Origin of the sequence: Paenibacillus cucumis (ex Kampfer et al. 2016), from assembly GCF_019748695.1 — a bacterium.
Taxonomy (GTDB): Bacteria; Bacillota; Bacilli; order Paenibacillales; family Paenibacillaceae; genus Paenibacillus; species Paenibacillus polysaccharolyticus.
This window is the reverse complement of the sequence record NZ_JACLIC010000023.1, coordinates 203,268-226,879: the sequence shown is the minus strand read 5'-3', so window position 1 is coordinate 226,879 and position 23,612 is coordinate 203,268. Positions and strand designations below refer to the sequence as shown.

At 45.0% G+C, this 23,612-nt stretch carries 23 protein-coding genes and 1 other annotated feature; of the genes, 2 read left to right on the top strand and 21 right to left on the bottom strand.

The annotated features are described in order from the left end of the window. The first annotated feature begins 417 nt into the window (after window positions 1-417). Window positions 418-3,093, top strand: coding sequence for a YhgE/Pip domain-containing protein (locus H7T88_RS14300; RefSeq protein ID WP_221788977.1), 2,676 nt, complete (start codon window positions 418-420; stop codon window positions 3,091-3,093). Between the two features lie 141 nt (window positions 3,094-3,234). On the opposite strand, the gene H7T88_RS14295 is transcribed toward H7T88_RS14300, so the two are convergent. The 8 genes from H7T88_RS14295 to lspA all read right to left on the bottom strand — a co-directional run bounded on the left by H7T88_RS14295 (window position 3,235) and on the right by lspA (window position 9,787). Continuing rightward, complete coding sequence (locus tag H7T88_RS14295; RefSeq protein ID WP_221788976.1) at window positions 3,235-4,542, bottom strand: DUF6080 domain-containing protein; 1,308 nt, start codon at window positions 4,540-4,542, stop codon at window positions 3,235-3,237. Between the two features lie 50 nt (window positions 4,543-4,592). Next, window positions 4,593-4,895: an EamA family transporter gene (locus H7T88_RS14290; RefSeq protein WP_090923794.1), complete on the bottom strand. Its 303-nt coding sequence runs from the start codon at window positions 4,893-4,895 to the stop codon at window positions 4,593-4,595. A gap of 4 nt (window positions 4,896-4,899) precedes the next feature. Beyond that, the gene (locus tag H7T88_RS14285; RefSeq protein ID WP_090923793.1) at window positions 4,900-5,190 is read right to left on the bottom strand and encodes an EamA family transporter; all 291 of its coding nucleotides are present in this window, start codon (window positions 5,188-5,190) and stop codon (window positions 4,900-4,902) included. A 26-nt stretch (window positions 5,191-5,216) separates the two neighbouring features. Then, a complete protein-coding gene (locus H7T88_RS14280) occupies window positions 5,217-5,849 on the bottom strand; it encodes an HAD family hydrolase (protein ID WP_154957753.1) in 633 nt (210 codons plus the stop codon). A gap of 33 nt (window positions 5,850-5,882) precedes the next feature. Next, the gene (locus H7T88_RS14275; RefSeq protein ID WP_154888140.1) at window positions 5,883-6,794 is read right to left on the bottom strand and encodes a decaprenyl-phosphate phosphoribosyltransferase; all 912 of its coding nucleotides are present in this window, start codon (window positions 6,792-6,794) and stop codon (window positions 5,883-5,885) included. A gap of 179 nt (window positions 6,795-6,973) precedes the next feature. Beyond that, window positions 6,974-8,227, bottom strand: coding sequence for an LL-diaminopimelate aminotransferase (locus tag H7T88_RS14270; RefSeq protein ID WP_090923739.1), 1,254 nt, complete (start codon window positions 8,225-8,227; stop codon window positions 6,974-6,976). Between the two features lie 110 nt (window positions 8,228-8,337). Continuing rightward, window positions 8,338-9,240: an RluA family pseudouridine synthase gene (locus H7T88_RS14265; RefSeq protein WP_260510938.1), complete on the bottom strand. Its 903-nt coding sequence runs from the start codon at window positions 9,238-9,240 to the stop codon at window positions 8,338-8,340. Window positions 9,241-9,292: 52 nt separating this feature from the next. Continuing rightward, on the bottom strand, window positions 9,293-9,787 hold the full coding sequence (lspA, locus tag H7T88_RS14260) for a signal peptidase II (protein WP_090923795.1): 495 nt from the start codon (window positions 9,785-9,787) through the stop codon (window positions 9,293-9,295). A gap of 233 nt (window positions 9,788-10,020) precedes the next feature. Here lspA and H7T88_RS14255 point away from each other — a divergent pair, with 233 nt between their 5' ends. Then, window positions 10,021-10,758 (top strand): TraR/DksA C4-type zinc finger protein, encoded by a 738-nt coding sequence (locus H7T88_RS14255; protein WP_221788974.1) that lies wholly within the window; start codon window positions 10,021-10,023, stop codon window positions 10,756-10,758. A gap of 33 nt (window positions 10,759-10,791) precedes the next feature. On the opposite strand, the gene H7T88_RS14250 is transcribed toward H7T88_RS14255, so the two are convergent. From H7T88_RS14250 to ftsZ, 13 genes are all read right to left on the bottom strand, one after another. Further along, window positions 10,792-11,157: a DUF5665 domain-containing protein gene (locus tag H7T88_RS14250; RefSeq protein WP_221788972.1), complete on the bottom strand. Its 366-nt coding sequence runs from the start codon at window positions 11,155-11,157 to the stop codon at window positions 10,792-10,794. A gap of 184 nt (window positions 11,158-11,341) precedes the next feature. Next, window positions 11,342-14,440, bottom strand: coding sequence for an isoleucine--tRNA ligase (gene ileS / locus H7T88_RS14245; protein ID WP_221788970.1), 3,099 nt, complete (start codon window positions 14,438-14,440; stop codon window positions 11,342-11,344). A gap of 116 nt (window positions 14,441-14,556) precedes the next feature. Further along, window positions 14,557-14,848: a binding site (T-box leader), on the bottom strand. 57 nt (window positions 14,849-14,905) lie between these two features. Beyond that, window positions 14,906-15,415: a DivIVA domain-containing protein gene (locus H7T88_RS14240; RefSeq protein WP_090923744.1), complete on the bottom strand. Its 510-nt coding sequence runs from the start codon at window positions 15,413-15,415 to the stop codon at window positions 14,906-14,908. Between the two features lie 240 nt (window positions 15,416-15,655). Further along, the gene (locus tag H7T88_RS14235; protein WP_154888129.1) at window positions 15,656-16,438 is read right to left on the bottom strand and encodes a YlmH family RNA-binding protein; all 783 of its coding nucleotides are present in this window, start codon (window positions 16,436-16,438) and stop codon (window positions 15,656-15,658) included. A 15-nt stretch (window positions 16,439-16,453) separates the two neighbouring features. Continuing rightward, window positions 16,454-16,717, bottom strand: a complete 264-nt coding sequence (locus H7T88_RS14230; protein ID WP_090923796.1) for a YggT family protein — start codon at window positions 16,715-16,717, stop codon at window positions 16,454-16,456. A 16-nt stretch (window positions 16,718-16,733) separates the two neighbouring features. Beyond that, window positions 16,734-17,201 carry a cell division protein SepF gene (locus H7T88_RS14225; protein ID WP_090923746.1) on the bottom strand — a complete coding sequence of 156 codons (468 nt, stop codon included), beginning with the start codon at window positions 17,199-17,201 and terminating at the stop codon, window positions 16,734-16,736. Further along, entirely contained in the window at window positions 17,192-17,893 is a 702-nt protein-coding gene (locus H7T88_RS14220; protein WP_221788968.1) for a YggS family pyridoxal phosphate-dependent enzyme, read from the bottom strand. The genes H7T88_RS14225 and H7T88_RS14220 overlap by 10 nt, the downstream gene beginning before the upstream one ends. A 6-nt stretch (window positions 17,894-17,899) precedes the next feature. After that, window positions 17,900-18,799, bottom strand: coding sequence for a peptidoglycan editing factor PgeF (pgeF, locus tag H7T88_RS14215; protein ID WP_221788966.1), 900 nt, complete (start codon window positions 18,797-18,799; stop codon window positions 17,900-17,902). A gap of 54 nt (window positions 18,800-18,853) precedes the next feature. Further along, entirely contained in the window at window positions 18,854-19,246 is a 393-nt protein-coding gene (locus H7T88_RS14210; RefSeq protein WP_260510909.1) for a YlmC/YmxH family sporulation protein, read from the bottom strand. Window positions 19,247-19,464: 218 nt separating this feature from the next. Next, the gene (gene sigG / locus H7T88_RS14205) at window positions 19,465-20,247 is read right to left on the bottom strand and encodes an RNA polymerase sporulation sigma factor SigG (protein WP_110898501.1); all 783 of its coding nucleotides are present in this window, start codon (window positions 20,245-20,247) and stop codon (window positions 19,465-19,467) included. 111 nt (window positions 20,248-20,358) lie between these two features. After that, window positions 20,359-21,081 carry an RNA polymerase sporulation sigma factor SigE gene (gene sigE / locus H7T88_RS14200; protein ID WP_090923750.1) on the bottom strand — a complete coding sequence of 241 codons (723 nt, stop codon included), beginning with the start codon at window positions 21,079-21,081 and terminating at the stop codon, window positions 20,359-20,361. A gap of 11 nt (window positions 21,082-21,092) precedes the next feature. After that, window positions 21,093-22,073 (bottom strand): sigma-E processing peptidase SpoIIGA, encoded by a 981-nt coding sequence (gene spoIIGA, locus H7T88_RS14195; RefSeq protein WP_154958063.1) that lies wholly within the window; start codon window positions 22,071-22,073, stop codon window positions 21,093-21,095. A gap of 355 nt (window positions 22,074-22,428) precedes the next feature. Continuing rightward, on the bottom strand, window positions 22,429-23,538 hold the full coding sequence (gene ftsZ / locus H7T88_RS14190; RefSeq protein ID WP_090923751.1) for a cell division protein FtsZ: 1,110 nt from the start codon (window positions 23,536-23,538) through the stop codon (window positions 22,429-22,431). Window positions 23,539-23,612: the final 74 nt, after the last annotated feature.

Sequence of the window (23,612 nt, the reverse complement as noted above, 5' to 3'; positions counted from 1 at the left end):
TTGTCTTCATGAATTATGACAGAAAGACAACCCTCTGTCAACACCTCACCATCGCAGGTGCAAATCCTCTGCTTCGTCTTATTAGAATCAGCATTTAGGCGAAAAAACATCCATGTCACATCACATGTCATTCGTCATTTATAATTATACAACAAACCTGCATATTTATCCATAGACAATTACAACCTGTTTCTAATCCAAATAACACCACCTGTCCCCTATTTTCAAATACTTCTCCTGAATCTATGAAGACTATGAATCAGTCTCCTTTCAATTGGGGAAAGTTTATACACACACTCATTTATTAAATCCGTCTTTTTTCCGATATACATATAGCTTAGGGAGCAAACAACGTAAGGAAGGTAAACCTTTACCTCCACTGTTACAGCTCTCTTCATTATTTTAAAGGAGGACACCATGCGTCACATATGGCATATTTACAAGACAGACTGGCTACATATTTTCAAAGTACCCACAGGTATATTTCTGATCGTCGCAATCATATTACTGCCAGGTGTGTACGACTGGGTAAATGTCAAATCCGTTTGGGACCCGTACAGTAATACACAAGGCATCAAAATCGCCGTAACTAGTGAAGACAAGGGTTCCACGGTTACGGGTACTGCCATTAATATTGGCGATGAGTTAATGAATAGTTTAAGTCACAACCACAAGCTGGGATGGACATTTGTGAATCAAGCCGAAGCTAGCCGCGGTGTTCAGACCGGTGAGTATTATGCCAGCCTGCTCATTCCTGCTGATTTTTCATCACGGATCACGGGCATTGTGGATGGAAAACTGGATCGGCCGGAAGTCATATACACAGTCAATGAAAAGGTCAATGCCATCGCTCCCAAAATAACCGGTTCGGGTGTATCCGCCATTACAACGCAGATTAATGAGAATTTTACTGAAGCCGTCAGTGAAACAGTGCTTACCAAGCTGAAGGAAGCTGGCGTAGAGATTAATGCACAGTTGCCAACGCTACGCAAAATGGAAAGTGGCATCTTTTTGCTGGAGAACAATCTGCCTGAAATCCAGACAGCTGGTCAGAAAGTGCTCGAAGTTGACCAAGCCATGCCGGAGATTGTAAAACAGGCTCAAAAAATTGTTGAATTAGAGAAACGACTGCCTGAAATTAATGAAGCTGCTGGATATGTACTAAAAGTACAGCAATATTGGCCTCAGATTAAAGCGGCTGCTTCAGAGGTGGTAGCCTTACAAGATCGAATACCGGAAATAGAGCAAGCCGTCGCCCGCATTCAAGAGGTTGATGCCAACTTCGGACAAGTTTCTGGAGTGATTCAAACCGCCCTGGATAAGACCAATCAAGCTCTTGCTATCGTTTCTGATGCTGAGCAGGATTTGGATAAGGTGTCCGAAATTTCTGATAACGCAGTGCAGTTTGCTAATGGATTAAATCAATTTGCAAGTTCCAGTCAGGAAGCTTTCCAATCGATTACGCCAACGATTCGGCAAAATCTGATGTTCGTGCAGCAAATAACAAACGTAGCTGGCGATATGTTTGAACAATTAAAAGGAACCGATTGGAGTAAGTTGCCAAGCGCTGATGACATCGACCGTCTTACTTCTCGTCTAGGCACTGCAGTAAAAATCATGGACAGTATGTCTGATCTGTTAGGCAAAATCGATGCTCTATTGCCCTCTCATCCACTGGCAACAAGGATACAGCAATTACAAACGATATCCGAACAACTTCAGCAACAAATAAAACTGGCCGGGATCATCAGTACAGCCTTGCGTGAGAATACAATCCCTCCCGCAGATGTTGTTGCCCGATTAAATGAAATGAATAGAAACATTAACACCGGGATCGATCGCTTCCTAAGCACCTTTGATAGCCAGATTGTTCCTGCGCTTACGGATGCAACCGATCAGCTAAAGTCTGTTCTCTCTACGTCAGCTAATACGTTGCAAGCAGCAAAGGAACGTCTTCCCGACATTGCAGCAATTCTCGCTACAGCGAAGGAGGGCATTCAATTTGGTCAAACGGAGCTGGAAAAAATTCAGGGTGATCTACCCGACATTCAGGCTAAGGTACATGAGATTTTACAAACCCTTGGCACTAAGAGTGAATCCTTTATCCGTGCTTGGAATGTGGTGTCTTCCCTTATTCAACGTGATCTGCCCAAGCTGGAGGATAAATTAAATGCGGCTGCCGATTTTGTTCGTAATGATCTGCCTCAGGCTGAGAAGCAAATTAGCAAAGCTTCCAGCTTTGTGCAGCATCACCTGCCCTATGTGCAACAAGGAGTACATCGCGTAGCTACTCTTGTTCGTAAGGACTTGCCAGAGCTGGAAAGTGCAATCCGCAAGGCTGCCGAGAAATTAAGAGAAGTCGAGGGCAATAATCAATTTGCCGAGCTCGCCAAATTGTTGCGGGGGGATATTGAAGAGGAAAGTGCATTCCTCGCGAGTCCAGTACAGATTAAGGAACAACACCTGTACCCCATCCCGAATTACGGTTCAGCCATGTCACCGTTCTATGCCGTATTATCACTATGGGTAGGTTCAACATTGTTAATTTCCCTGCTGCGTGCTGAAGCAGAAAACCCGGAGGGCACATACCGCGGATATGAACTGTATCTCGGTCGTCTAGCTACTTTCTTAACCGTTGGTTTATTGCAGGCGATATGTGTTACAGCGGGAGACATCTGGATTCTGGGAACGTATGTCGCAAATCAATGGTTGTTTATTGTATTTGCCATGCTAGTGAGTGCAGTGTTTGTCACGATCACATATACGCTTTTATCTGTATTCGGTAATATTGGCAAAGGCATCGCTATTATCTTCATGGTGTTTCAGTTCTCCAGTTCGGGTGGTACTTTCCCAATCAGCATGACTTCGCCCTTTTTTCAAGCGTTAAATCCGTTCATGCCGTTCACTTATGCTATCAGTCTGCTACGTGAAGCTGTCGGTGGTATTCTATGGTCAACAGCCATAAAGGACATCCTGTGGTTATGTCTGTTCATAGCGCTTAGTCTTATTCTTGCTCTCTTGTTAAAACGACCATTAAGCAGCTTAACGAAACGTTCTGCTGAAAATGCGAAAAAAACGAAAATCATTGCTTGATTTGTGTATTTAGCAGTACCTAAGTTTCGCAAAAAAGGCCTCTTGAACGTAAGTTCAAGAAGCCTTTTTCTTTTTGTATTACTACACAGGATATCATCATGTGCTGTGCCACGCTGTTCTTTCAATTCTTTCCCGATCTGCTCATCGCTGTGCTGAACGTTGCTGTTCCAGCTGTTCATAAGATTGTTTAATCGTCGACAGGGTTTCGAAATGACGATAGATGTTGTTGCCAACCGTGACGAGCAAGGATGCTACGAGCAGTCCAATCAGTACTTTTTTACCCAACCCGGAGCGCAGACTGCTGATAAACATACCACCAAGCAGATAAAAAGCAAACAAATAATGTCCGGCATACAGGTACATATCATACTGATACACAGCCAGCCCGAATCCTACAACAAGGTGAAGCAGGAAAGCAAATATAATGTACGGCATTAACGTCCACACACTGCGCTCGCGTATACCACGAATGAAACCTGCTAGCGCAAGGAACAAAAGAAATATACCCGTAATTTGAACATAAAGCGGATTAGAGCGGGTAAGGTCTGTGACAAATGCGACCATACCCGGATCAAGCAAGTACACTTGGGGAGATAACATCGGATTGATGGTCAGCAATACCAACGCTTTATAATGTGCCGCCCACTGGAAAGGTGTCGCATAACTCGTGCCCCCATTTTGAATACCTAACAACCAGTTGCTTATCCAGCTTCGGCCGCCAAATGCAACATACTGAATGGCTGTTAACACCACAATCATCAGTACGGCGAGTGACATAATGCCGATATATTTTTTCCAACCTGCCTTACTACGCCATGCCTGCATATTAAAGAACACAGCTCCGGCAAACGGTACGATATTAGTCGAAGTTAATCCAAAGTTAATTGTCGCAAGTAGTGCATTCGGGACATAACGGACGTCCTGCTGTGCCCGCGAATACTGCAAGTATAGAACAGACAGAAGAATAACAAACTGCACATACGGATACGAGTCCGGGATAAAGGCCGTAAACATTAAATACGAGCTGAACCCAAACAGCAACGCGAACAACAACGGTGTATGTGTAGATTTCTTTTCATTTTGGCTAAGAAAAATAAAAACCAGAACAACTGAACCTGCATTCACAAGGGATTGTAAAATCAGAAAAAACCAATTGCCCCCCAGCAGCTTGGAAATAGCTCCGAGCGTAACCGCCAAATAAGATATTAAGGGGTGAATAACCGAAGAACTGTTATCTCCGTAATACATCGAAGGATCAAAATTAAACAGGTTAAGTGGAAATACCGCTGTATTAAACGGTGTATATTTTCCCAGCATCTCTGCGTTTTGACTGATATACATAATATAAGAACCATTCATCAAACCATAAAAAAGAGCAAAACCGGCGAACAAAACAAAAGCAGTCCAAGTCACTCTACGGTCATAAAATATGTAATCTAAAAATTTCATGCGTTCACATCCAATAGTTAATGATAAAGATTAGAAATATAAAATCCGGTCTAGAGTACCAGCAAGCATAGTCCGCCCATTATACAGATAACGCCGATCCATCTCATTGGTCCTACCGTCTCCTTAAAAGCCCACCTTGCAATAATAAGGGTCCAGACGTAGGTTAAAGCGTTCGCAGGCAATACCACGGTTAAAGGCAGAAACTTCAGTAATACAATGTTAAGCAATGCACCTGTTCCATAAAAACCAAGTCCGATCAGCACATGTAGTCGTTTACGACTCGTTGCGTAAAATTTCAACCCAGCCCCGCCCATTGCTCCGCATAGGGTCATCACGATTAACACAGCAATCATCCAACTATCGATCCACACTGGTTAACGTCACCCCGATTCCCAGGAGCACAACAGCCGCAAGCTTTTGTACCGTAATTTCTTCACCTAGCAAGAAATATCCATAGATTAAAGCAAACACATAACTGGCACACATCAGCGGATAAGCTACCGAGAGCTTTTCGCGCGCGAATGCCTTAATCATCAAAATGGCTCCCATGCCGTAACATAGAAAACCCACACCCATGTAGATCCACTCCGTCAATCCCCACTTCCAGAACAATTGCCCTGTCGCCGTCAGGAAAGCAGAAGCCAGCATCAACCATTTGCCGGTGTGACGTGAACCTATTTCCCCCACGTTAACGCCTCCATCTCAGGAACACGTTTATTTACAAAATACCGCTGACGCACAAGCTGCATGACGGGAAGATCAGATAAAGAATCGGAGTAGGAGCAGGATTGCTCATAATCAATTTCCATGTTTTTCTCGGCCAAATAAGCTTGAATCCGGCGTACCTTTTCTTCTCCCTTACAATTGGCACCTTCAATGGTGCAGGTATAACCATTCTCATGACGAACAAGTTCGGTTCCGATCACATGATCGACCCAAGGGAAATTTTTGAAATACTTCATATACGCATGCGGAGAAGCCGTTACGAGCAACACGTGATATCCAGCTTCCTTCCGATGTTGCATCTCTACACTCGCCTCCGTAAATATGGAAGTTCGGAGGTGGGTATCGAAAAAATGCTCCAGGTCTTTTTCAGACATACGTTTGATTTCTTGAAAATAGGAACGTTTAACTCGTTCAACCGTCATAATACCCGCTTTGAATAGGAAGGTATGAAATGCAATGACAGGCAGACGCCATACTTGCCAAGGATAACGTCGCACACTATAAAATACAAATTGAAACATGGAGTCACTGCGTATAATCGTTTTATCGATATCAAAGATCGCAACCTTCGTTCGTTTCACCCTGATCCCCCTCTATACTAAATCTCTCTATGATCATTCGAAAATGGCAAAAATCGTAATCACACTCACTACATACAAAATAACCGTAATCAGGATAGGCTTGTCCTCGAATAAAACCCGGTCCGGTGATCCGCCCTGATTTTTCATATGGATAAGATACAAATACCGGAACATTCCATAAATCACCAGTGGAATGGTCCACATCAGATGAATAGTGCGATCTGACGTAAAGGTGAACAGTGAATAACTGATGATGGTTGCTGTCGTGACGATCGTGTTGAACTGATCCAATAACGTTATCGAGTAATTATCCAGCACTTTACGATGTGATCCTGTGTTGCCTTCGAGCAATGTAAGTTCATTTCTCCGTTTACCAATCGCAAGGAACAGCGATAACAACATCGTGCAAATCAGAAACCAAGGGGTGAACGGCACATGAATCAATACACCACCAGCAATTGCACGAAGCACAAAACCTGCCGCAATGGTCATCATATCCAGAATAACGAGATGTTTCAGTACAAAAGAATAAGATACGTTCAGTAGGAAATACACAATGCACAATACACCGAACAACGGATTCATCACAAAAGCAGCTCCCAAGGAAAACACAAGGAGAGCCATTCCGAATACTATTGCATGTGTAGGATTAACCTGCCCTGAAGCGATTGGACGGAATTGCTTAGTCGGATGTTGCCTATCCCGTTCCCGATCTACATAGTCGTTCAGTATATACACACATCCTGCAACAAGGCTAAATAACAGAAAGCCAATCACTGTTGAAACAATGGTCTCCGTTCGGATTTCCTCAAATGAAAATAACAATGCTGCAAATAACAGCAAATTTTTTGTCCACTGTTTTGGCCTTAGCAATTTAAATAAACCAGAAACGGTTCCAGCATTACCTACAGCAGAAGACGCGGTATCTTGCCGTGATGAAAACAATAGCAATAACTCCCTTCAACAACAATTCTAACGGATTAGTCTATACAAATAACGTAAAGACTTAATCATAAGTTGCTTGGTTATTTTTGTAAAGAGGATAAAGGATATATTTTGACATAAAAAGAGACCGTTTCCGGTCTCTTTTTACTCTTTATAGTCTATATTAACGCATGTTTGAATTAAAATTCAAACTCTACGTCACTCAGACGACGTTTGATTTCAGCAATAACACGTTTCTCTTCTTCTTCGCCACTCGCAATGAATGTAACGGAGAAACGAACAAAGTTACCTGCATCATCCCAAGGCACGGATGAAATCAGCTTCTCACGAATCAGGAATTGAGAGAAGTCTTCTCCTGACTCGAAGCGACGTCCACCGACCACACCTTTTGGTGCTTCAACATAAAGGAAGAAAGAACCTTTTGGTTTCTCCGCTTGGAAGCCTAGCTCGTTGAGTGCTGCAACCAGCATATCGTGACGGCGGGAATACTTTTCTGCAATTTTCTCCGTAATTTCAGGATGATTCAATCCGTAAGCCGCTGCCTTCTGAATCGCGATGAATTGACCGGAATCGTTGTTGTCCTTCACATCACTGAATGCTTTGACAACGAGAGGATTACCGGCTACGAAGCCAATTCTCCATCCTGTCATGTTGTAAGATTTGGAGAGGGAATGCAGTTCCACACCTACATCTTTGGCACCCGGTACAGAAAGGAAGCTGAAAGGCTTTTTGCCATCATACGTCAATGCTGCATATGGAGCATCGTGCACAACAACGACATTGTATTTTTTCGCCCATTCAACGACCTCTGTAAAGAACTCCACTGTTGCACTTGCACCAGTCGGGTTATTTGGATAGTTCAGATAAAGCAATTTTGCACGTTTAGCGATATCTTCAGGAATAGCTGTCAGATCAGGCAAGAAGTTGTTCTCTTTGGTCAATTGAATATTGAATACTTCTCCACCCAAATATTTCGTGTGTGTGCCCATTACAGGATAACCAGGCACAGTCATAATCGTTACATCACCTGGATTAATGAAGCAAGAAGGTAACATTGCCAAAGCCGGTTTGGAACCGATGGAATGTACGATTTCTGTATCCGCATCAATACCATCCACGTTAAATACGTTTTTCAGGTAAGCAGCTGCGGCTGTCTTGAATTCAGGAATACCATTATCGGCATACCCGCGGTTCTCTGGTTTAGCCGCTTCTGCAGCAAGTGCAGCAACGATGCCTGCGTCAGCCATCTCGTCGGGTTCACCAACCCCAAGGTCAATCAGTTCGACATCGGGAAAGTCTTTTTTGGCCGAAGCTTTCGCACGTTTGATTTTTTCGAATTTATAGATGTTCGTGTCTTTACCATAGTTGGAGCCGCCGATACGGTCGGCAAAATTAGTTTGGATATACGTTTCCTGATATTTATCGATACTCATAATGTGTTCATCTCCTCATTTTGACGCAAATTTCTCATGTTTTAATATGAAGCATTTGAGCATTCAACACCATGGACAAAATATCCGAACATTTGTACTTTCTTCAAAGGTCAGCGGCTTCTCAGCGAAGCGAGTACATCTTCCATATCCTGCGGAATCGGTGCACTGAATTCCATGTATTCTCCTGTGGAAGGATGCACAAAACCAAGTGTTGCCGCATGCAGAGCCTGTCCATTCATTTTGATACCTTTGTTCCGCCCGTACGTCGGATCACCAACAAGAGGATGACCGATAAATTTCATATGCACCCGGATCTGATGGGTACGCCCTGTTTCGAGCTTTAACTCGAGCAAGGTATAATCGTTGATGCGCTCCGTCACTGTAAAATGAGTCACTGCATGTTTGCTGTTACGTTCGGTGACTGTGTACATTTTACGATCATTCGTGTCCCGTCCGATCGGTGCATCGATGGTACCTTGATCATGACTGAGATGCCCATGAACGAGTGCAATATAACGCCTGTTCACACTGTGCTCCTTCAACTGGGCAGCTAGTGAAGCATGCGCCCGGTCGTTTTTGGCCGCCATAATCAAGCCTGACGTATCCTTGTCAATCCGATGTACGATCCCTGGACGCAGTTCTCCGTTAATACCGGAAAGATCCTTGCAATGGTACATTAGAGCGTTCACAAGTGTTCCTGATGTATGCCCCGGTGCAGGATGTACGACCAGTCCACGTTGTTTGTTAATGACAATCAGATCACTGTCTTCATAAACCACTTCAAGCGGGATATCTTCCGCAATAATCTCCACCGCAGCAGGCTCGGGAATCTGTAATACGATCTGATCTCCTTCTGACAGCTTCGCATTGGACTTCACCAGAGCACCATTGACTGTAACTGCACCATCTGCAATCCATAGTTGCACTTGCGAGCGAGACACGTTATCTACAGCATCTGTAATATATTTATCCACACGTTCCTTCTTATGTTCAGCGCCAACGATCCATTCCATACGTTCCTCGCCATTAAATTGCTCATCGTTATTGCGTTGTTCCTCATTCAAATTACTCATGATGCTCATTCCCTTCAATCTTCGCGGCCGCTTTTTCACGACGTCCTTCCAATAATGTCTCCACAATAATCAAAGCTACCCCGATACAGATGGCCGAGTCAGCAATGTTGAAAATCGGAAACGTGTAACTCCCAAAATTAAGCTGCACAAAGTCTACAACTTCCCCCGTCAACGCACGGTCAAGGAAGTTACCGATCGCTCCTCCAAGCACTAGGCTAAGCGCTACTGGTAGCAATTTGTGCGGGGTATCTTTTACTTTTTGCAAATACCAAATCAAGGCGACAACCACAATAATGGTCACCACAATAAAGAACCAGCGTTGATCCTGCAGGATACCAAACGCTGCACCTGAATTTCGATGGGAAGTGATGACAAAAAAATTACCAATGACCGGAATTTCTTCTCTAAGCTCCATCCGGGTAGCAATCAGATACTTTGTTCCCTGATCCACTAGAAATACGATAAAAGCAAGGATATAATACACCACGTTTGTTGTCACTCCGTTCTTGTCTTTTCCAGCGATACCAAGCATTCGCCAGACTTATTTATTGTAGCACAGCTATTCAGAGATCGTCCATGACGTGGCAACCTTGCGAAACAATATTGGCTCAGGCGGATTGGAAAAACCGATAACATTTGCCTTCTGTAATCCTGCTCCAAAAGGCACATCCTAGAATGGAGAAAAAACCGGATTCCAAATGGAATAGAAAGGGGAAAGCCATGTCACATTTTACAACCGAGCAAATGCAATCATTGCGTTCCCAGCTCTTGTCGGATAAACGGGATATCGAACACCGGTTGTCAGAGAACGAACACTACGGCCTTGGAGACTCATTAAAACTACAAACAGGTGAACTGTCGCCGATTGATAATCATCCTGGTGATCTTGCCACAGAGGTATATGAACGAGAAAAAGATATCTCCTTGCTGGAGCATGATGAATTTCAACTCGAACGTATTGATTCCGCCTTGCACTCGATTGAAGAAGGTCATTACGGTACATGCGCTGTCTGCCGGCAACCGATCCCTTACGAGCGTATGGAGGCCGTTCCATATACAAAGTACTGTAAAAAGCATCAACCGGAAACTGTCGTTTCCGAAAATCGGCCTGTGGAAGAAGAGTTCCTCGCCCCATCATTTGGACGTACCAGTCTGGACGAGCGGGATGATCAGAATGGTTTTGACGGCGAAGACGCTTGGCAGATCGTGGAGAGTTGGGGCAACTCGAATTCCCCGGCAATGGCGGAAAACGGTGATATCGACAGCTATGATGTGATGGCTATTGAAGCTACGGAAGAGCTGGACGGCTTTGTTGAGGCTTACGAAAGCTTTGTCGCAACAGATATTTACGGTCACGATGTTTCGATTGTACGTAATCGTCAGTACCGACAATACCTGGAGAAGGGTGAGGGCTTAGGATTACTTGAACCCGACTCAGAGGATGATGACACGCATTGAGTGTATAGGTGAGCCATCTAAAGGCCTTATTTTTCAATACGTGTTCATATCAAGCTGCCTTTGTACGATTCGTACAATATCAGCAATATAATCTCCGACGATAGGGAGGTTTAATGCACCAAGAACCTGTAACACATAGATAATGGTGGCCGCGAAAAAAGTAAATCCGATGGCAATTCCTACACCTCTGGCTGCACCGGACAAGAGATTCAGCCCAATTAGCTTCCACGGCCGATTTAGCAATTCCGTATATTGGGCAATACGTGAACGCTCCAACTCATTGGCAAGACGGTTGGTTAACGTATGTAATTCTTCAATTTTATCATGCGGTGTGTCCACCTTAGCTATTTCCGCTGTTTCTGTTGCACTGGACTCAGCTGACTTATCCTGTTTGCTCATGTTTCGCTCCAATCCTTGCATCAATATAGATCAAACGAACGTGTTACTTTTTTAAAAAGAACTGCACAATTTAATCATTGCCCGATCTGTGGAAAAACAAACAAAAACAAATGAGCCCAGCTTCAGGAATAACTTCCTTCCTTAACTGCGGCTCATTTATTTTAACCTTATTTATCCTTGTTCATTACGCTTCAATAAAGATTCCGATGCCTTTGTTTCCGGCTTCTACTTGCTCCATGCCATCCACTTTACCAAATGTCACGTCAGTCACCAGTACATTTTCACGCAGAACATCGTCAAATGCTTCAATAGCTGCTTGAAGATCGGCATCCACATCCAGCGTCAGGCGCACTCTTTTCTCGATTGGCAGATCCAGACGTTTACGAGTATCCTGTACCGCACGAACCACTTCACGAACCCAGCCTTCTTGCTCCAGCGCCGTTGTGATCTCTGTGTTGAGGGCTACCGTCAAACCATAACCGGATGCAGAAGCAAAGCCCGATTTAGCCTGTTTCTCAACCAGCAACTCCTCATCCGTCACCTGTAGTTCCTCGCCTTCCGGAGAAACGACGTTAAATGCACCTTCCGCTACCACTTTACGGGTCTCATCCGCCGTCATGCCTTTGAACAAGTTTTGCAGGAAACCTACGTTTTTGCCGTATTTTTTACCCGCGACTTTAAGGTTCAGCTTGAGTGTGAAATCAACAAACTCGGCATCGTTATGCTCTGTACGAATTCCTTTGACGTTGATCTCTTCCTTGATGATCTCTTCATAACTTGCCAGATCAAAGCCTTTGTCAAGGGATACGATCAACTCGGACAATGGCTGACGAGTTTTGATACCAGTCTCGTTACGAACGTTACGAGCAAGCTCAACAACGCGGCGAGCTGTTTCCATATCTTGCTCCAAAGCCGCATCGATTAATGCTTCATTCGCTACAGGATAGTCATCCATATGCACACTTTCGCCCGTTGTCAGGTTGAGGTAAATATCCTCAGCCAGCATTGGAGTGAATGGCGCAACCAGCTTCGCTGTAGTCACGAGCACTTCGGTAAGGGTACGATACGCATCCAGTTTATCCTCTGTCAAACCACTTCCCCAGAAGCGATCACGGGAACGGCGGATATACCAGTTACTGAGCTCATCTACAAAGGCTTCGATCGCTTTGGAAGAGTTCAGGTAGTCGTTCACGGACAATGCTTTTTCTACCACAAGGATCAGGCTGTTCAATCTGGACAGAATCCAGCGATCTAATTTGTGAGCAGACACTTGGAATGGATGTTCCTGTGGATCGAATCCATCGATCGTTGCGTACAGCGTCAGGAATGCATGAGTGTTCACCAGCGTATCCACCATTTTGGACTTCGCTTCTCCTACGATGCCTTTGGAGAAACGTTTGCTGTTCCACGGTGCACTGTCAGACAACAACGCCCAGCGGAATGCGTCCGTACCGTACTCCTCGATAACTTCCCAAGGATCGATAACATTACCTTTGGATTTGGACATCTTTTGGCCATTTTCGTCCAGTACGTGTCCTGTTGCCATAACAGCTTTATAAGGCGCTGTGCCTGTCAAAAGTGTAGATACCGCGAGCAGGCTGTAGAACCAGCCGCGCGTTTGGTCAATCCCTTCACAGATCATATCTGCAGGATATTGCTGCTCAAACACTTCTTTATTTTCAAAAGGATAATGTTGCTGCGCAAACGGCATGGAGCCGCTGTCGAACCATACATCGATGACTTCAGGTGTACGCTTCATTTCGTATTTGCCGCAAGAGCTGAGCACCTTCACTTCATCTACATACGGCTTATGCAACTCGAGGTTTTCCGGCACATTGCCTACCGCACGCGCACGTAACTCAGCAATGCTATGAGGAGCAAACTGTTCGCCTGTCTCTTCACACACCCAGATGTTAAGCGGTGTTCCCCAGTAACGGTCACGGCTGATATTCCAGTCCACGAGATCCTCAAGGAACTTCCCAAATCGTCCTTCACGCACATGACCCGGATACCATTCCACTTCACTATTGTTTGCAATCAACTGATCCTTGATTGCTGTTGTTTGGATAAACCAGCTGTCCATAGCATAGTAGAGAAGTGGAGTATCACACCGCCAGCAGAACGGGTAGCTGTGCTCATATTTCTCTTTACTGAACAGACGGCCATGCTCAGACAAGTATCTCACAATGTCGATGTCGCAGTCCTTCACGAAACGACCTGCAAAATCAGTAACTTGTGCTACAAACTTGCCTTCCAGGTCAACCATGTTCACAAAACTGATGCCATTCTCACGGCAGACACGGTAGTCATCTTCACCATGTGCAGGAGCCATGTGAACAATACCCGTACCACTTGCGTCTGTAACAAATCCTGCCCCCAGAATGATGTTGGTTTTCTCGGCCTCTACGTAGTTAAATGGCGGGCTGTACGTTTTACCTACCAAGTCTGCACCTTTCAGTGCACCAATGATCTCATAATCGCCTTTGCTATCTTTCATAACTTTCTCCACCAAGTTCGTCGCCATGATATACACTTCATCATTTTGACGTACACGAGAGTAGTCCATTGCCGGGTTTACAGCAAGTGCAACGTGAGAAGGCAATGTCCAAGGGGTCGTCGTCCAGGCCAGTACGAATTCGCCACTGTCATCCAGCTTGAATTTTGCCGTCGCACTCAAATCTTTAACGTCCTTGTATCCTTGTGCAACTTCATGCGAACTCAATGTTGTTTGGCAAGAAGGGCAGTATGGACTTACGCGGTGACCGCGGTACAACAAACCTTTCTCATGGATCGTCGCTAGGATGTTCCACACACTTTCGATGTAGTTGTTGTCAAGAGTGATGTACGGATTGTTCATATCCGTCCAGTATCCGATCCCTTCCGTCAAATCACGCCATTGCTGCTCGTATTCAAAAACACTTGCTTTACATTCGTTGATAAACTTTTCCACGCCATAATCTTCGATTTCCCACTTGTGGGAGATACCCAATTTTTTCTGAACTCCGAGCTCTACAGGTAAGCCGTGTGTATCCCATCCCGCTTTACGCACAACGCGATAACCCTTCATCGTATTGTAACGTCCAACAAAGTCTTTAATTACACGACCAAGCACGTGACCGATATGTGGTTTACCATTGGCTGTAGGTGGGCCTTCATAAAATACGAAGTTCGGCTTGCCTTCCCGGTTCTCAATGGAGCGTTTAAACGTATTCTCCGTTTTCCATTTATCTAACACACGCAGTTCTCTTGCACGTGCTTTTTCTTTGACATCAACTCGTTGCATGCTGTTCGACTTCCTTTCTGTTGTTAAGATGAATCGATTGTAAAACATTAAACATACACCATCGTAGCTCATAGATTCCGCTCACCGTTTTAGAACACAAAAAAACCTCGTCCCTGGAAAGGGACGAGGTTCATCTCGCGTTACCACCCTAATTCTGTTCATCACAAACCACATTCAGGTTACCCCGAGTATGCTCTGTCATCAACAGCGCTTAAGCCCCGCTAAACTACTGCAGGGTACCGTTATAACGTACGGCTTACGGTTCAGCTTACACACGGCAATGCATTCACCGCTTCAGCGTCACTTCTCCGGGAGGATATTCGGCTATAACTCATCCGTTGGTTTGCACCAGACACCAACTCTCTGAGGGATGAGATCATAACGTACTGAGCCCGTCATGGAATCACTATTCAATATGAATATAGTTATAGCTTCTTTACCCGCAAAAGTCAACCGGGCGGCAGACTAATAAATCTCTTTCATCTCCCGCTCACGGTCACGCACTTCCTGCTCACGGCTCTCCAGTGCTTCCCAGCCATCCTGTGTCAGCAATTCAAGCTGAGCTTCAACGAGCGTACGGAAACGCGCACGATAGATGGATGCCTGCTTCTTCAGTTCTTCCACTTCCAAAGCAATCTTACGGGACTTGCCAAGCGCTTCGTTAACGATTCGGTCTGCATTTTTCTCTGCTTCCTTCACAATTAACTGAGCTTCCTTCTTCGCGTTATTCTTCACATCGTCAGCAGCTTCCTGCGCAATGATGATCGTTTTGCTAAGAGTCTCCTCGATGGTAGCAAAATGATCCAGCTTCTCCTGAACGGACAGCAACTGATTGCTCAGCTCCTTGTTCTCGCGAATGACGCCTTCGTAATCTTTGATGACTTGATCCAGGAATTCATTGACTTCATCCTCGTCATACCCACGCAAGCGTCGGGAGAATTCCTTGTTATGTATGTCCAGCGGCGTTAATGGCATGCTGTCCACCTCCTGTAAAAATTCCTTCTCACAATAGAGAAGGTTTGCAGCATATGGGTTCCACCCAAGGGGCCGTAAGAAAGAAACCTGAACTGGTAACTTTTTACGAAATAGCAGAATCTGCTTTCACGATCTGCAGAGATCCACATCTTGTACTTTAATGTATATCGGAAACACCGGATATTTTTTTACCTTTACGTTTAACATTTCGACAAGAATTCGGATTATCCTGCAATAACATCAAGCAAATTTACCGATCTTTACCCGGCAACGTCCCTTTTTGGTCATTCCTTCCTGTTCAAGCACCTTAAAACGACCAAATCCTTGAATGGATACCACATCTCCTGCCTTAAGCGGCTTTGAGGGATCTTCCACCACTTTCCAGTTCACTTTACAGCGTCCTGCTTTAATTGGAATCAGTATTTTGCTACGGCTTAATCGGTGCACATCTGCACAGATACCATCCAGTCGCATCGAGGCAACGGTAATATCTATAGTGTCCAATTTCGTCGCAGACCATTTCATCTGATTCAATGGCAGTAGTTCTGTAAATACGTGCAACCGATGCACCTGATTCAATTGAAGCGATAAAAAAGCGCCGGTCTCTGCTGCCACTACAGTATGGCAGCCATCCTCCAGCACTTGAATATCTCCAATCTTGCCTCGTTTCATCCCGAGACCGAGCAGGGAACCCATATAGTCCCCATGCTCCAGTTCCGAGATTTTCTGATCGTCAGACGTAATGCTGAGGACCTGCATCCCCATATCTTCTTCATCCAGATAACGATAATCAGGAGCAATCAATGCACGCTTACGTTCAGCAGCTTCATATCCGCCATCGAAACGAACCTGAACGTCTTGGCTACGATTGACCAAGGATTGCAGAATAAACACCTGTCTTGGATCAAGGAAATCGGTGAGCTTCATATCATGAACCTTGCTCGCCCGTTCAACCCAATCGTTGGCTTTATCTACAAAGTCCCGTTCATCATGGCTAAAATGTTCGTACATATCACCGCTCATCTATGTCACCCTAACTTAAAATGTCAAATACTGAACTATAGAGAGTAACCCAACCAGCGCCAGTCGAAGAACAAGCAACGCGACAATCGGGGAAATATCAAGCACACCGAACAGAGGCGGAATAAACCGGCGGAAAGGACTTAAGTAAGGCTCTACAAATTTGCCTAACAATTCACCGATGAAGCTCTCCCGTGCATTGGGAAGCCATGACATCAATATGTAGACAATAACCATGTAAAAATAAATCTGGTATAGCGTACCCAATATACCTTCAATCATCTGATACAAAAAAGGCTCACCTCATTCTGTTATAATCTTGCTCGCTGTCAGCCAGTATCTCCGTAATGGTTCCCTGAATTTCAACCGTATCTGGCGTACAGAGAAAAATGTTGCCGCCAATTTTAGATATACCGCCGCCTAATGCATATACCGTACCGCTTAGAAAATCAATAACACGTAAAGCCTGATCCTGACGGATTCGTTGCAGATTCACAACAACGGTACGATGCGACCGCAGATGGTCGGCAATCTCTTGTGCTTCGTCATAAGAACGAGGCTCATAAAGGACAACTTTTACATTTTTCTGGGAATGAATGCTAACCACATTATTACCCCTTTGGTTTCTACGTTTATCAAGTGCAGAGGTTTCATTTTCCTGCTGTTCAGGTTCGTGTTCTTCCTGTGCAGCAAGACGCTCCCGCTCTACAATCTCTTCCTCTTCCTGAAGTCCCAGGAAATTCATAAATTTATTCATTACGCCCATCGTGTTCCCTCCTCTTTTCCTACGAGAATTGATCCAAGCCGCACCCAGGTTGCTCCTTCTTCAATGGCCACTTCGAAATCGTTGGACATGCCCATAGACAACTCGGTAATGGGCCCAGCTGTCAATGCTTGTCCATTCAAATCATCTCTCAGCTCACGCAAACCTCGAAATACAGGACGCGTCAACTCTGGATCTTCCTCATGAGGCGCCATTGTCATCAGACCAATGACCTTAAGGTTGTTGAACGATTGAATATCCTTCAGAAAAGAACTTGCCTGTTCAGGTTGCAGACCATACTTGCTCTCTTCACCTGAAATGTTCACCTGCATAAACGCGTTCACCTTAATTCCAAGTGAAGCAGCTTTTTTATCCAGCTCTTTGGCAAGTGACAATCGATCCAGTGAATGGATGTACGCAAACTTGCCGATGACGTCTTTCACCTTGTTCGTCTGCAAATGACCAATAAAATGCCACGTGCCTTTCTGACCAAAGGCTTCCCATTTCGCCTGTGCATCCTGCCAGCGATTTTCTCCAATATGCTCAAGACCATGATCCAGCACAGCACCCGTCGTTTGCAATGAGACATATTTCGTGACCGCAATCACATTTACATCCTCAAAAGGGCGGTTACTGCGCTTACACGCATCTTCAATCTTCTGATTCACTTGTTGTATACGCTCCTCCAATGACACAGAGGGTCACCTCTCTTCCAGCCCAATCCAGCTTGCCATTCTCCCCGTTACCCCATTTTCCTTACGATAGGAAAAAAATAGTTCGGGATGACAACTTGTACACCATGTTGTACATTCGATATGATCCGGCAATATTCCTGCTTTCATCATAATGTGTCGATTACATTCTTTCAAGTTTAACATCGTTTTTCCGTTCGCAACAGGTGTATATATGCGCTTTGAAGCAGAATGCTTGTATTCATCATTACCCTGAGGTTCATCCAGCCAAACCCGAACATGCCGCATAACAGCCTCATCCACTTCATAACAGCAATCCCCAATGGAGGGACCAATAGCCGCACGAATGTCCTCTCTCCGGCTGCCATACTCCCGCTCCATCGTTTCCACCACAGAGACGGCAATACCCGCCACAGTCCCTTTCCATCCTGCATGAGCAAGACCTACAGCCTGATTCACCGGATCATAGAAATATAAGGGAACGCAGTCAGCATAAAACGAAGTCAGCAGTACACCAGGCACATCGGTAACCAGTCCGTCCGTATCCTGCAATGCCGATTGACGATCCAGCAGTCCTCTGCCTTTGTCTTTAGCTGTAATGACAGCCACCGCTTTACCATGCACCTGTTCTCCACAAGTCCATGCTTCCAGCGGAAAAGCAAGCTTCTCCGTCAGCAAACGGCGATTACGGAGCACTGCCTCCGCATCATCTCCAACGTGATACGCACAATTAAGGGTAGCGTACGGTTCTTGACCAACGCCGCCATGTCTGGTTGTAAATCCCACCGTTAACCGCTCAAACAACCGTTTCCAAGGTTCAATATATAATAACAGCGGATCTTGATCACCATGATACGTTTTCTCTTCTATATCCTTCATGACATTTTTGTTCAATACAAAGGGTTCCATTCTTCATCACCTCACAACTTCCAGTTTACCAAATGCGGGTGCATTCTGTCTCATTTATATCGTTCTCCGTTGACTCCGATCCAGCCGTTCCAATCGTTCGGTACGCTCCGTGCGGCCCTGTTGCTGCTCATCATATAATCTTGCTTCTCGCTCACGCTCATCATAAGCTTGTTCTTTCACCTCATCCATTTTAACCAAAATGACATCCGAGCCAATCTTTACGATATTTCTCCAAGGTATAATCAGATCTGTCCCTCCTCCAAACAACCCCATAAAACGGCTATATCCTGGAACAACAATGGCTTCGATTCGCCCCTGTTTAAGATCCAGTTCCAGGTCACTGATCTGGCCAAGACGTTTGCCATCCGTAATATTTATGACATCCTTTGTTTGAAAATCGGAGATTTTCATACCTCGTGACGTTGACTCATTTGTGTTTACTCTCATTCTACCCGCCCCCTGTTTACAGCTCATCTGTCCGTTCAGCATGCCTCTATACCAATATATGTTCTGTAGGCGAAAAATGTCCTGTTTTTCGCTTGTTTGTTACAATAGCCAACTCGGCCAAGATTACACTGGACTAGGGGGCTTCCTTTCCTTTTACGTAAAAAAGACGATCAATGGAATGGTTCTCCGACTGATCGCCTTTCTTGTCTAATGTCATCCTACGACTTTACATGTTTCTGCATCTGCTGTATAGCTGATTTCTCCAGACGTGAAACCTGAGCCTGAGATATCCCGATTTCATCTGCAACTTCCATCTGGGTTTTCCCTTCGAAAAAGCGCATCGACAAAATCATCTTTTCCCGTTGACCGAGACGGTGCATCGCTTCCCGCAATGCAATCTCCTCAATCCAGGACACATCCTTGTTTTTGTCATCACTGATCTGATCCATCACGTAGATCGGGTCTCCCCCATCGTGATAAATCGGCTCAAACAGCGATACCGGATCTTGAATGGCATCCAGTGCAAAAACAACATCTTCCTTCGGCACATTCAGTGCCTCCGAAATTTCAAATATCGTCGGTTCGCGTGAATTTTTATTCGTCAAGCTGTCACGAACCTGAAGCGCCTTATAGGCAATATCCCGTAGGGAACGGGATACCCGAATCGGATTATTGTCACGCAGATACCTGCGAATCTCACCGATAATCATCGGTACTGCATAGGTCGAAAATTTGACATTCTGGGATAAATCAAAATTATCAATGGCTTTCATCAGGCCGATACATCCAACCTGGAACAGATCATCGACAAACTCCCCCCGATTGTTAAAACGCTGAATGACACTGAGTACCAGACGCAGATTGCCATTCACCAATTTCTCTCTTGCTGAGCGATCATGGTGCTGCTGAAGGGAATGAAATAATTCCCGCATTTCAATATTGGTGAGAACAGGCAACTTTGCGGTGTCCACGCCACAAATCTCGACTTTGTTTCGGGTCATCGTGATTTACCTCCCAAGGAGAAACATTAATGTACATTATCTCCGGGGCAGGCTTTTTTATTCGTCGTTGGAACCCTTGCCAGTAATACCCATTCTTCTTTCCCCACTGGATCAGACCATTTTGTTGAACTCTTTTCGCAGCCTCTTAATGATTCTTTTTTCAAGTCTGGAGATATAGGATTGGGAGATTCCAAGCAGATCTGCCACATCTTTCTGCGTCTTTTCCTCACCATCCGTCAAGCCAAAACGAAGCTCCATAATCATTCGCTCGCGATCGGTCAGTTTTTCCAGCGCCTTATGCAGTAACTTTCGATCTACTTGTTCCTCAATATTTCGATAGATTGTATCGTTTTCTGTACCGAGTACATCGGATAATAAAAGCTCATTTCCATCCCAGTCAATGTTCAGTGGTTCATCAAAAGAAACTTCAGTACGAATTTTACTGTTACGCCGCAGATACATCAAAATTTCATTTTCGATACAGCGCGAAGCGTAAGTTGCGAGCTTTATTTTCTTTTCCGGATCAAAGGTATTTACAGCTTTGATTAGTCCAATTGCACCTATAGATACCAGATCCTCGATGTTAATACCTGTGTTCTCGAACTTACGTGCAATGTATACCACCAAACGCAGATTACGCTCAATTAACATGGCTCGGATCGCCGAATCCCCTGAAGATAACTTCTGTAGCAAGTACTCCTCTTCTTCCCGTGTCAATGGAGGTGGAAGTGCCTCACTTCCCCCAATGTAATAGATCTCTTCACTTTTCAGCCCAAACAGGAATAACAGACGATAATATTGTAGCTGGGCAACCAATTTCCATTTCACAAGCATGTAGGTTCCTCCTATACCACATTCAGCGGCTTTTCTGTGGGTTCTGCGGATTGAGCCTTAGACTGCGCAGAAGCAGCTTCTTGCACCAGTTCAGGATGAATCACGGCCTGATATTTCCCATCCGAGGACAAAATGCCCCCATCCAGTCCAATCAGAACTTTTGTCGTCACATAATCTGTTCCGTCCATTGTCACTTTAACCCGATCGGGCTTGACCGCCATCATAAATGCTGTTCCTTTATTAATCCCCCGATAAGGAACCAATCGCAGACGATCCTGCCAGCGAAAATGTTTCTGATCTAGTTCCATGATGAGATTTTCCGGTGATTCGTGTTTCAGTCTACTGTTCCATGAATCAGGCAGCATCGTTTGCCACAATGAAACCTCCATAACCATCACCGGCATCCGTGATAAAGGGTCTGTGAGCTGATTACCTGTATCCAAAAGGCCTGTACAAGACACAACAACCTCATCGATGCAAACCTCGACTTGACCAAGGTAAGTGGTCATGCGATCTGATTTACGTTTGGCTCCTTGCACAATTTTGAATAAAATGAGCACCGCGAAGAATACAATGAAAGTGAACCAGAATGCAATCTTCAGATCAAACGACATACCCCCAGATGCTGTGAACCAGATGCCATTGAACAGTTCTCCTGAATTCTGAAGCATATAATGCACACCCAGGATGCCTCCAGCCGCCACAAAATTAATAACGTAAAATGTACCCAGCGTCCTCAGAAAAGCTTGCAGTCCCTTATATCCAAACGCGATACTCAACATCACAAGAGAAAAACCAAACTTGATCAAAAACGTGAACAGGAAATCAAACTGTGGTACAAACATCATCACGACGTATAACGCCCCAACGATAGCCGATAGCAGCCATCTCCACCAGACCAGCTTCGTTTGGCGCATCCAGGCCGTCAGTCCAATGAGCGCTCCATCCATGCATAGATTTGTTAGAAAGATCAGATCGACATACACAACCACGCTCTTCACCTGCCTGCATCCAACCTATCGAAACGAAAGGTTACAACGAATCTCACATGCTTTTAGATTGAATCGCCCTGAACGCTTCAGATTGAATCAACCTAAATGCTTCGGATTGAATTAACCTAAATGCTTTATCGTCTCGATATTCATGAGCATATTCCCAAGTATACGTAGCCTCCTGTTCAAAGTCTGTCTAAATGTGGGAGCTTGTCTTCAACTATTTTTGTCGGAATGACGCAGCCGAGTTGTTCAGAATTTGTTCATTCCTGTATGTTAAACTATATAAAAAAACAGCAAAAAACCCGGCAACTGCAAAAGCAGCACCGGGTTTTCCAAGTATAATACTACCTGATTATTCGTTGTTATTGTTGCGGGAACGATTACGTAAAAATGTCGGAATGTCCAACTGATCATTGCTTGGCTGATTTCCGAATGGACGAAGATTCGGTGAACGTGTCTCTGCCGGCTCTGATGCTGTAGCAGGTTTACGTACTGGCGGAGCAGAAGGTTTATCCTCAAATCCAGTGGCGATGACCGTAACCTTGATCTCCTCTTTCAGATCTTCGTCAATAATCGCACCAAAGATCATATTCACTTCCGGATCGGAAGCCGACGTTACGATCTCCGCCGCTTCGTTCACTTCATACAGGGACAGATTCACGCCACCTGTGATGTTCATGATTACGCCGCGTGCGCCTTCAATGGAAGTTTCAAGCAAGGGACTCATGATAGCTTTGCGTGCCGCTTCGGCTGCACGGTTCTCTCCAGTCGCTTCACCGATCCCCATAAGCGCAGATCCACGCTCGTGCATGATCGTTTTGACATCTGCAAAGTCAAGGTTGATCAAACCAGGTACTGCGATCAGATCGGAGATACCCTGTACCGCTTGACGCAATACGTTATCTGCTTGGCGGAATGCTTCCAGCATCGGCGTCTTTTTATCTACGATCTCAAGCAAACGGTCATTCGGGATGACGATCAGTGTATCCACTTTTTCCTTAAGTGCTTCAATGCCTTGTTCTGCATGGCTGGAACGCTTGCGGCCTTCAAAAGTGAAGGGACGTGTCACCACACCTACAGTAAGGGCGCCACACTCTTTGGCAATTTCAGCGATCACAGGAGCTGCACCTGTACCTGTACCACCGCCCATACCGGCTGTAACAAAGACCATGTCTGCACCTTTCAACGTGTTCATGATCAGGTCGCGGGACTCTTCCGCTGCTTTTTTACCTACATCCGGATTGGCACCTGCACCAAGACCACGAGTTAATTTATCACCGATTTGCAATTTATGCTCGGATTTTGCCAGGTGTAATGCCTGAGCATCCGTGTTCACCGTAATAAATTCAACACCTTGTACACCATTTTCAATCATTCGGTTTACAGCGTTGCTTCCGCCGCCGCCTACCCCGATGACTTTAATCTGAGCCAAGCTCTCCATCTCAAAATCAAATTCCAACATATTATTCCATCTCCCCCTCAATGTGCATGGATGGCCCGTCCAATTTTTGATTTGAACCGAATCAATTTCATATA

Excerpts from the sequence above, each read along its gene's own strand:
- H7T88_RS14300 (WP_221788977.1), top strand. The coding sequence starts at position 418 with ATGCGTCACATATGGCATATTTACAAGACAGACTGGCTACATATTTTC.
- H7T88_RS14295 (WP_221788976.1), bottom strand. The coding sequence starts at position 4,542 with ATGAAATTTTTAGATTACATATTTTATGACCGTAGAGTGACTTGGACT.
- H7T88_RS14290 (WP_090923794.1), bottom strand. The coding sequence starts at position 4,895 with ATGATTGCTGTGTTAATCGTGATGACCCTATGCGGAGCAATGGGCGGG.
- H7T88_RS14285 (WP_090923793.1), bottom strand. The coding sequence starts at position 5,190 with ATGCTGGCTTCTGCTTTCCTGACGGCGACAGGGCAATTGTTCTGGAAG.
- H7T88_RS14270 (WP_090923739.1), bottom strand. The coding sequence starts at position 8,227 with ATGAGTATCGATAAATATCAGGAAACGTATATCCAAACTAATTTTGCC.
- H7T88_RS14265 (WP_260510938.1), bottom strand. The coding sequence starts at position 9,240 with ATGGAATGGATCGTTGGCGCTGAACATAAGAAGGAACGTGTGGATAAA.
- H7T88_RS14255 (WP_221788974.1), top strand. The coding sequence starts at position 10,021 with ATGTCACATTTTACAACCGAGCAAATGCAATCATTGCGTTCCCAGCTC.
- H7T88_RS14250 (WP_221788972.1), bottom strand. The coding sequence starts at position 11,157 with ATGAGCAAACAGGATAAGTCAGCTGAGTCCAGTGCAACAGAAACAGCG.
- ileS (WP_221788970.1), bottom strand. The coding sequence starts at position 14,440 with ATGCAACGAGTTGATGTCAAAGAAAAAGCACGTGCAAGAGAACTGCGT.
- H7T88_RS14240 (WP_090923744.1), bottom strand. The coding sequence starts at position 15,415 with ATGCCATTAACGCCGCTGGACATACATAACAAGGAATTCTCCCGACGC.
- H7T88_RS14235 (WP_154888129.1), bottom strand. The coding sequence starts at position 16,438 with ATGAGCGGTGATATGTACGAACATTTTAGCCATGATGAACGGGACTTT.
- H7T88_RS14230 (WP_090923796.1), bottom strand. The coding sequence starts at position 16,717 with ATGATTGAAGGTATATTGGGTACGCTATACCAGATTTATTTTTACATG.
- H7T88_RS14225 (WP_090923746.1), bottom strand. The coding sequence starts at position 17,201 with ATGGGCGTAATGAATAAATTTATGAATTTCCTGGGACTTCAGGAAGAG.
- pgeF (WP_221788966.1), bottom strand. The coding sequence starts at position 18,799 with ATGGAACCCTTTGTATTGAACAAAAATGTCATGAAGGATATAGAAGAG.
- H7T88_RS14210 (WP_260510909.1), bottom strand. The coding sequence starts at position 19,246 with ATGAGAGTAAACACAAATGAGTCAACGTCACGAGGTATGAAAATCTCC.
- sigG (WP_110898501.1), bottom strand. The coding sequence starts at position 20,247 with ATGACCCGAAACAAAGTCGAGATTTGTGGCGTGGACACCGCAAAGTTG.
- sigE (WP_090923750.1), bottom strand. The coding sequence starts at position 21,081 with ATGCTTGTGAAATGGAAATTGGTTGCCCAGCTACAATATTATCGTCTG.
- ftsZ (WP_090923751.1), bottom strand. The coding sequence starts at position 23,538 with ATGTTGGAATTTGATTTTGAGATGGAGAGCTTGGCTCAGATTAAAGTC.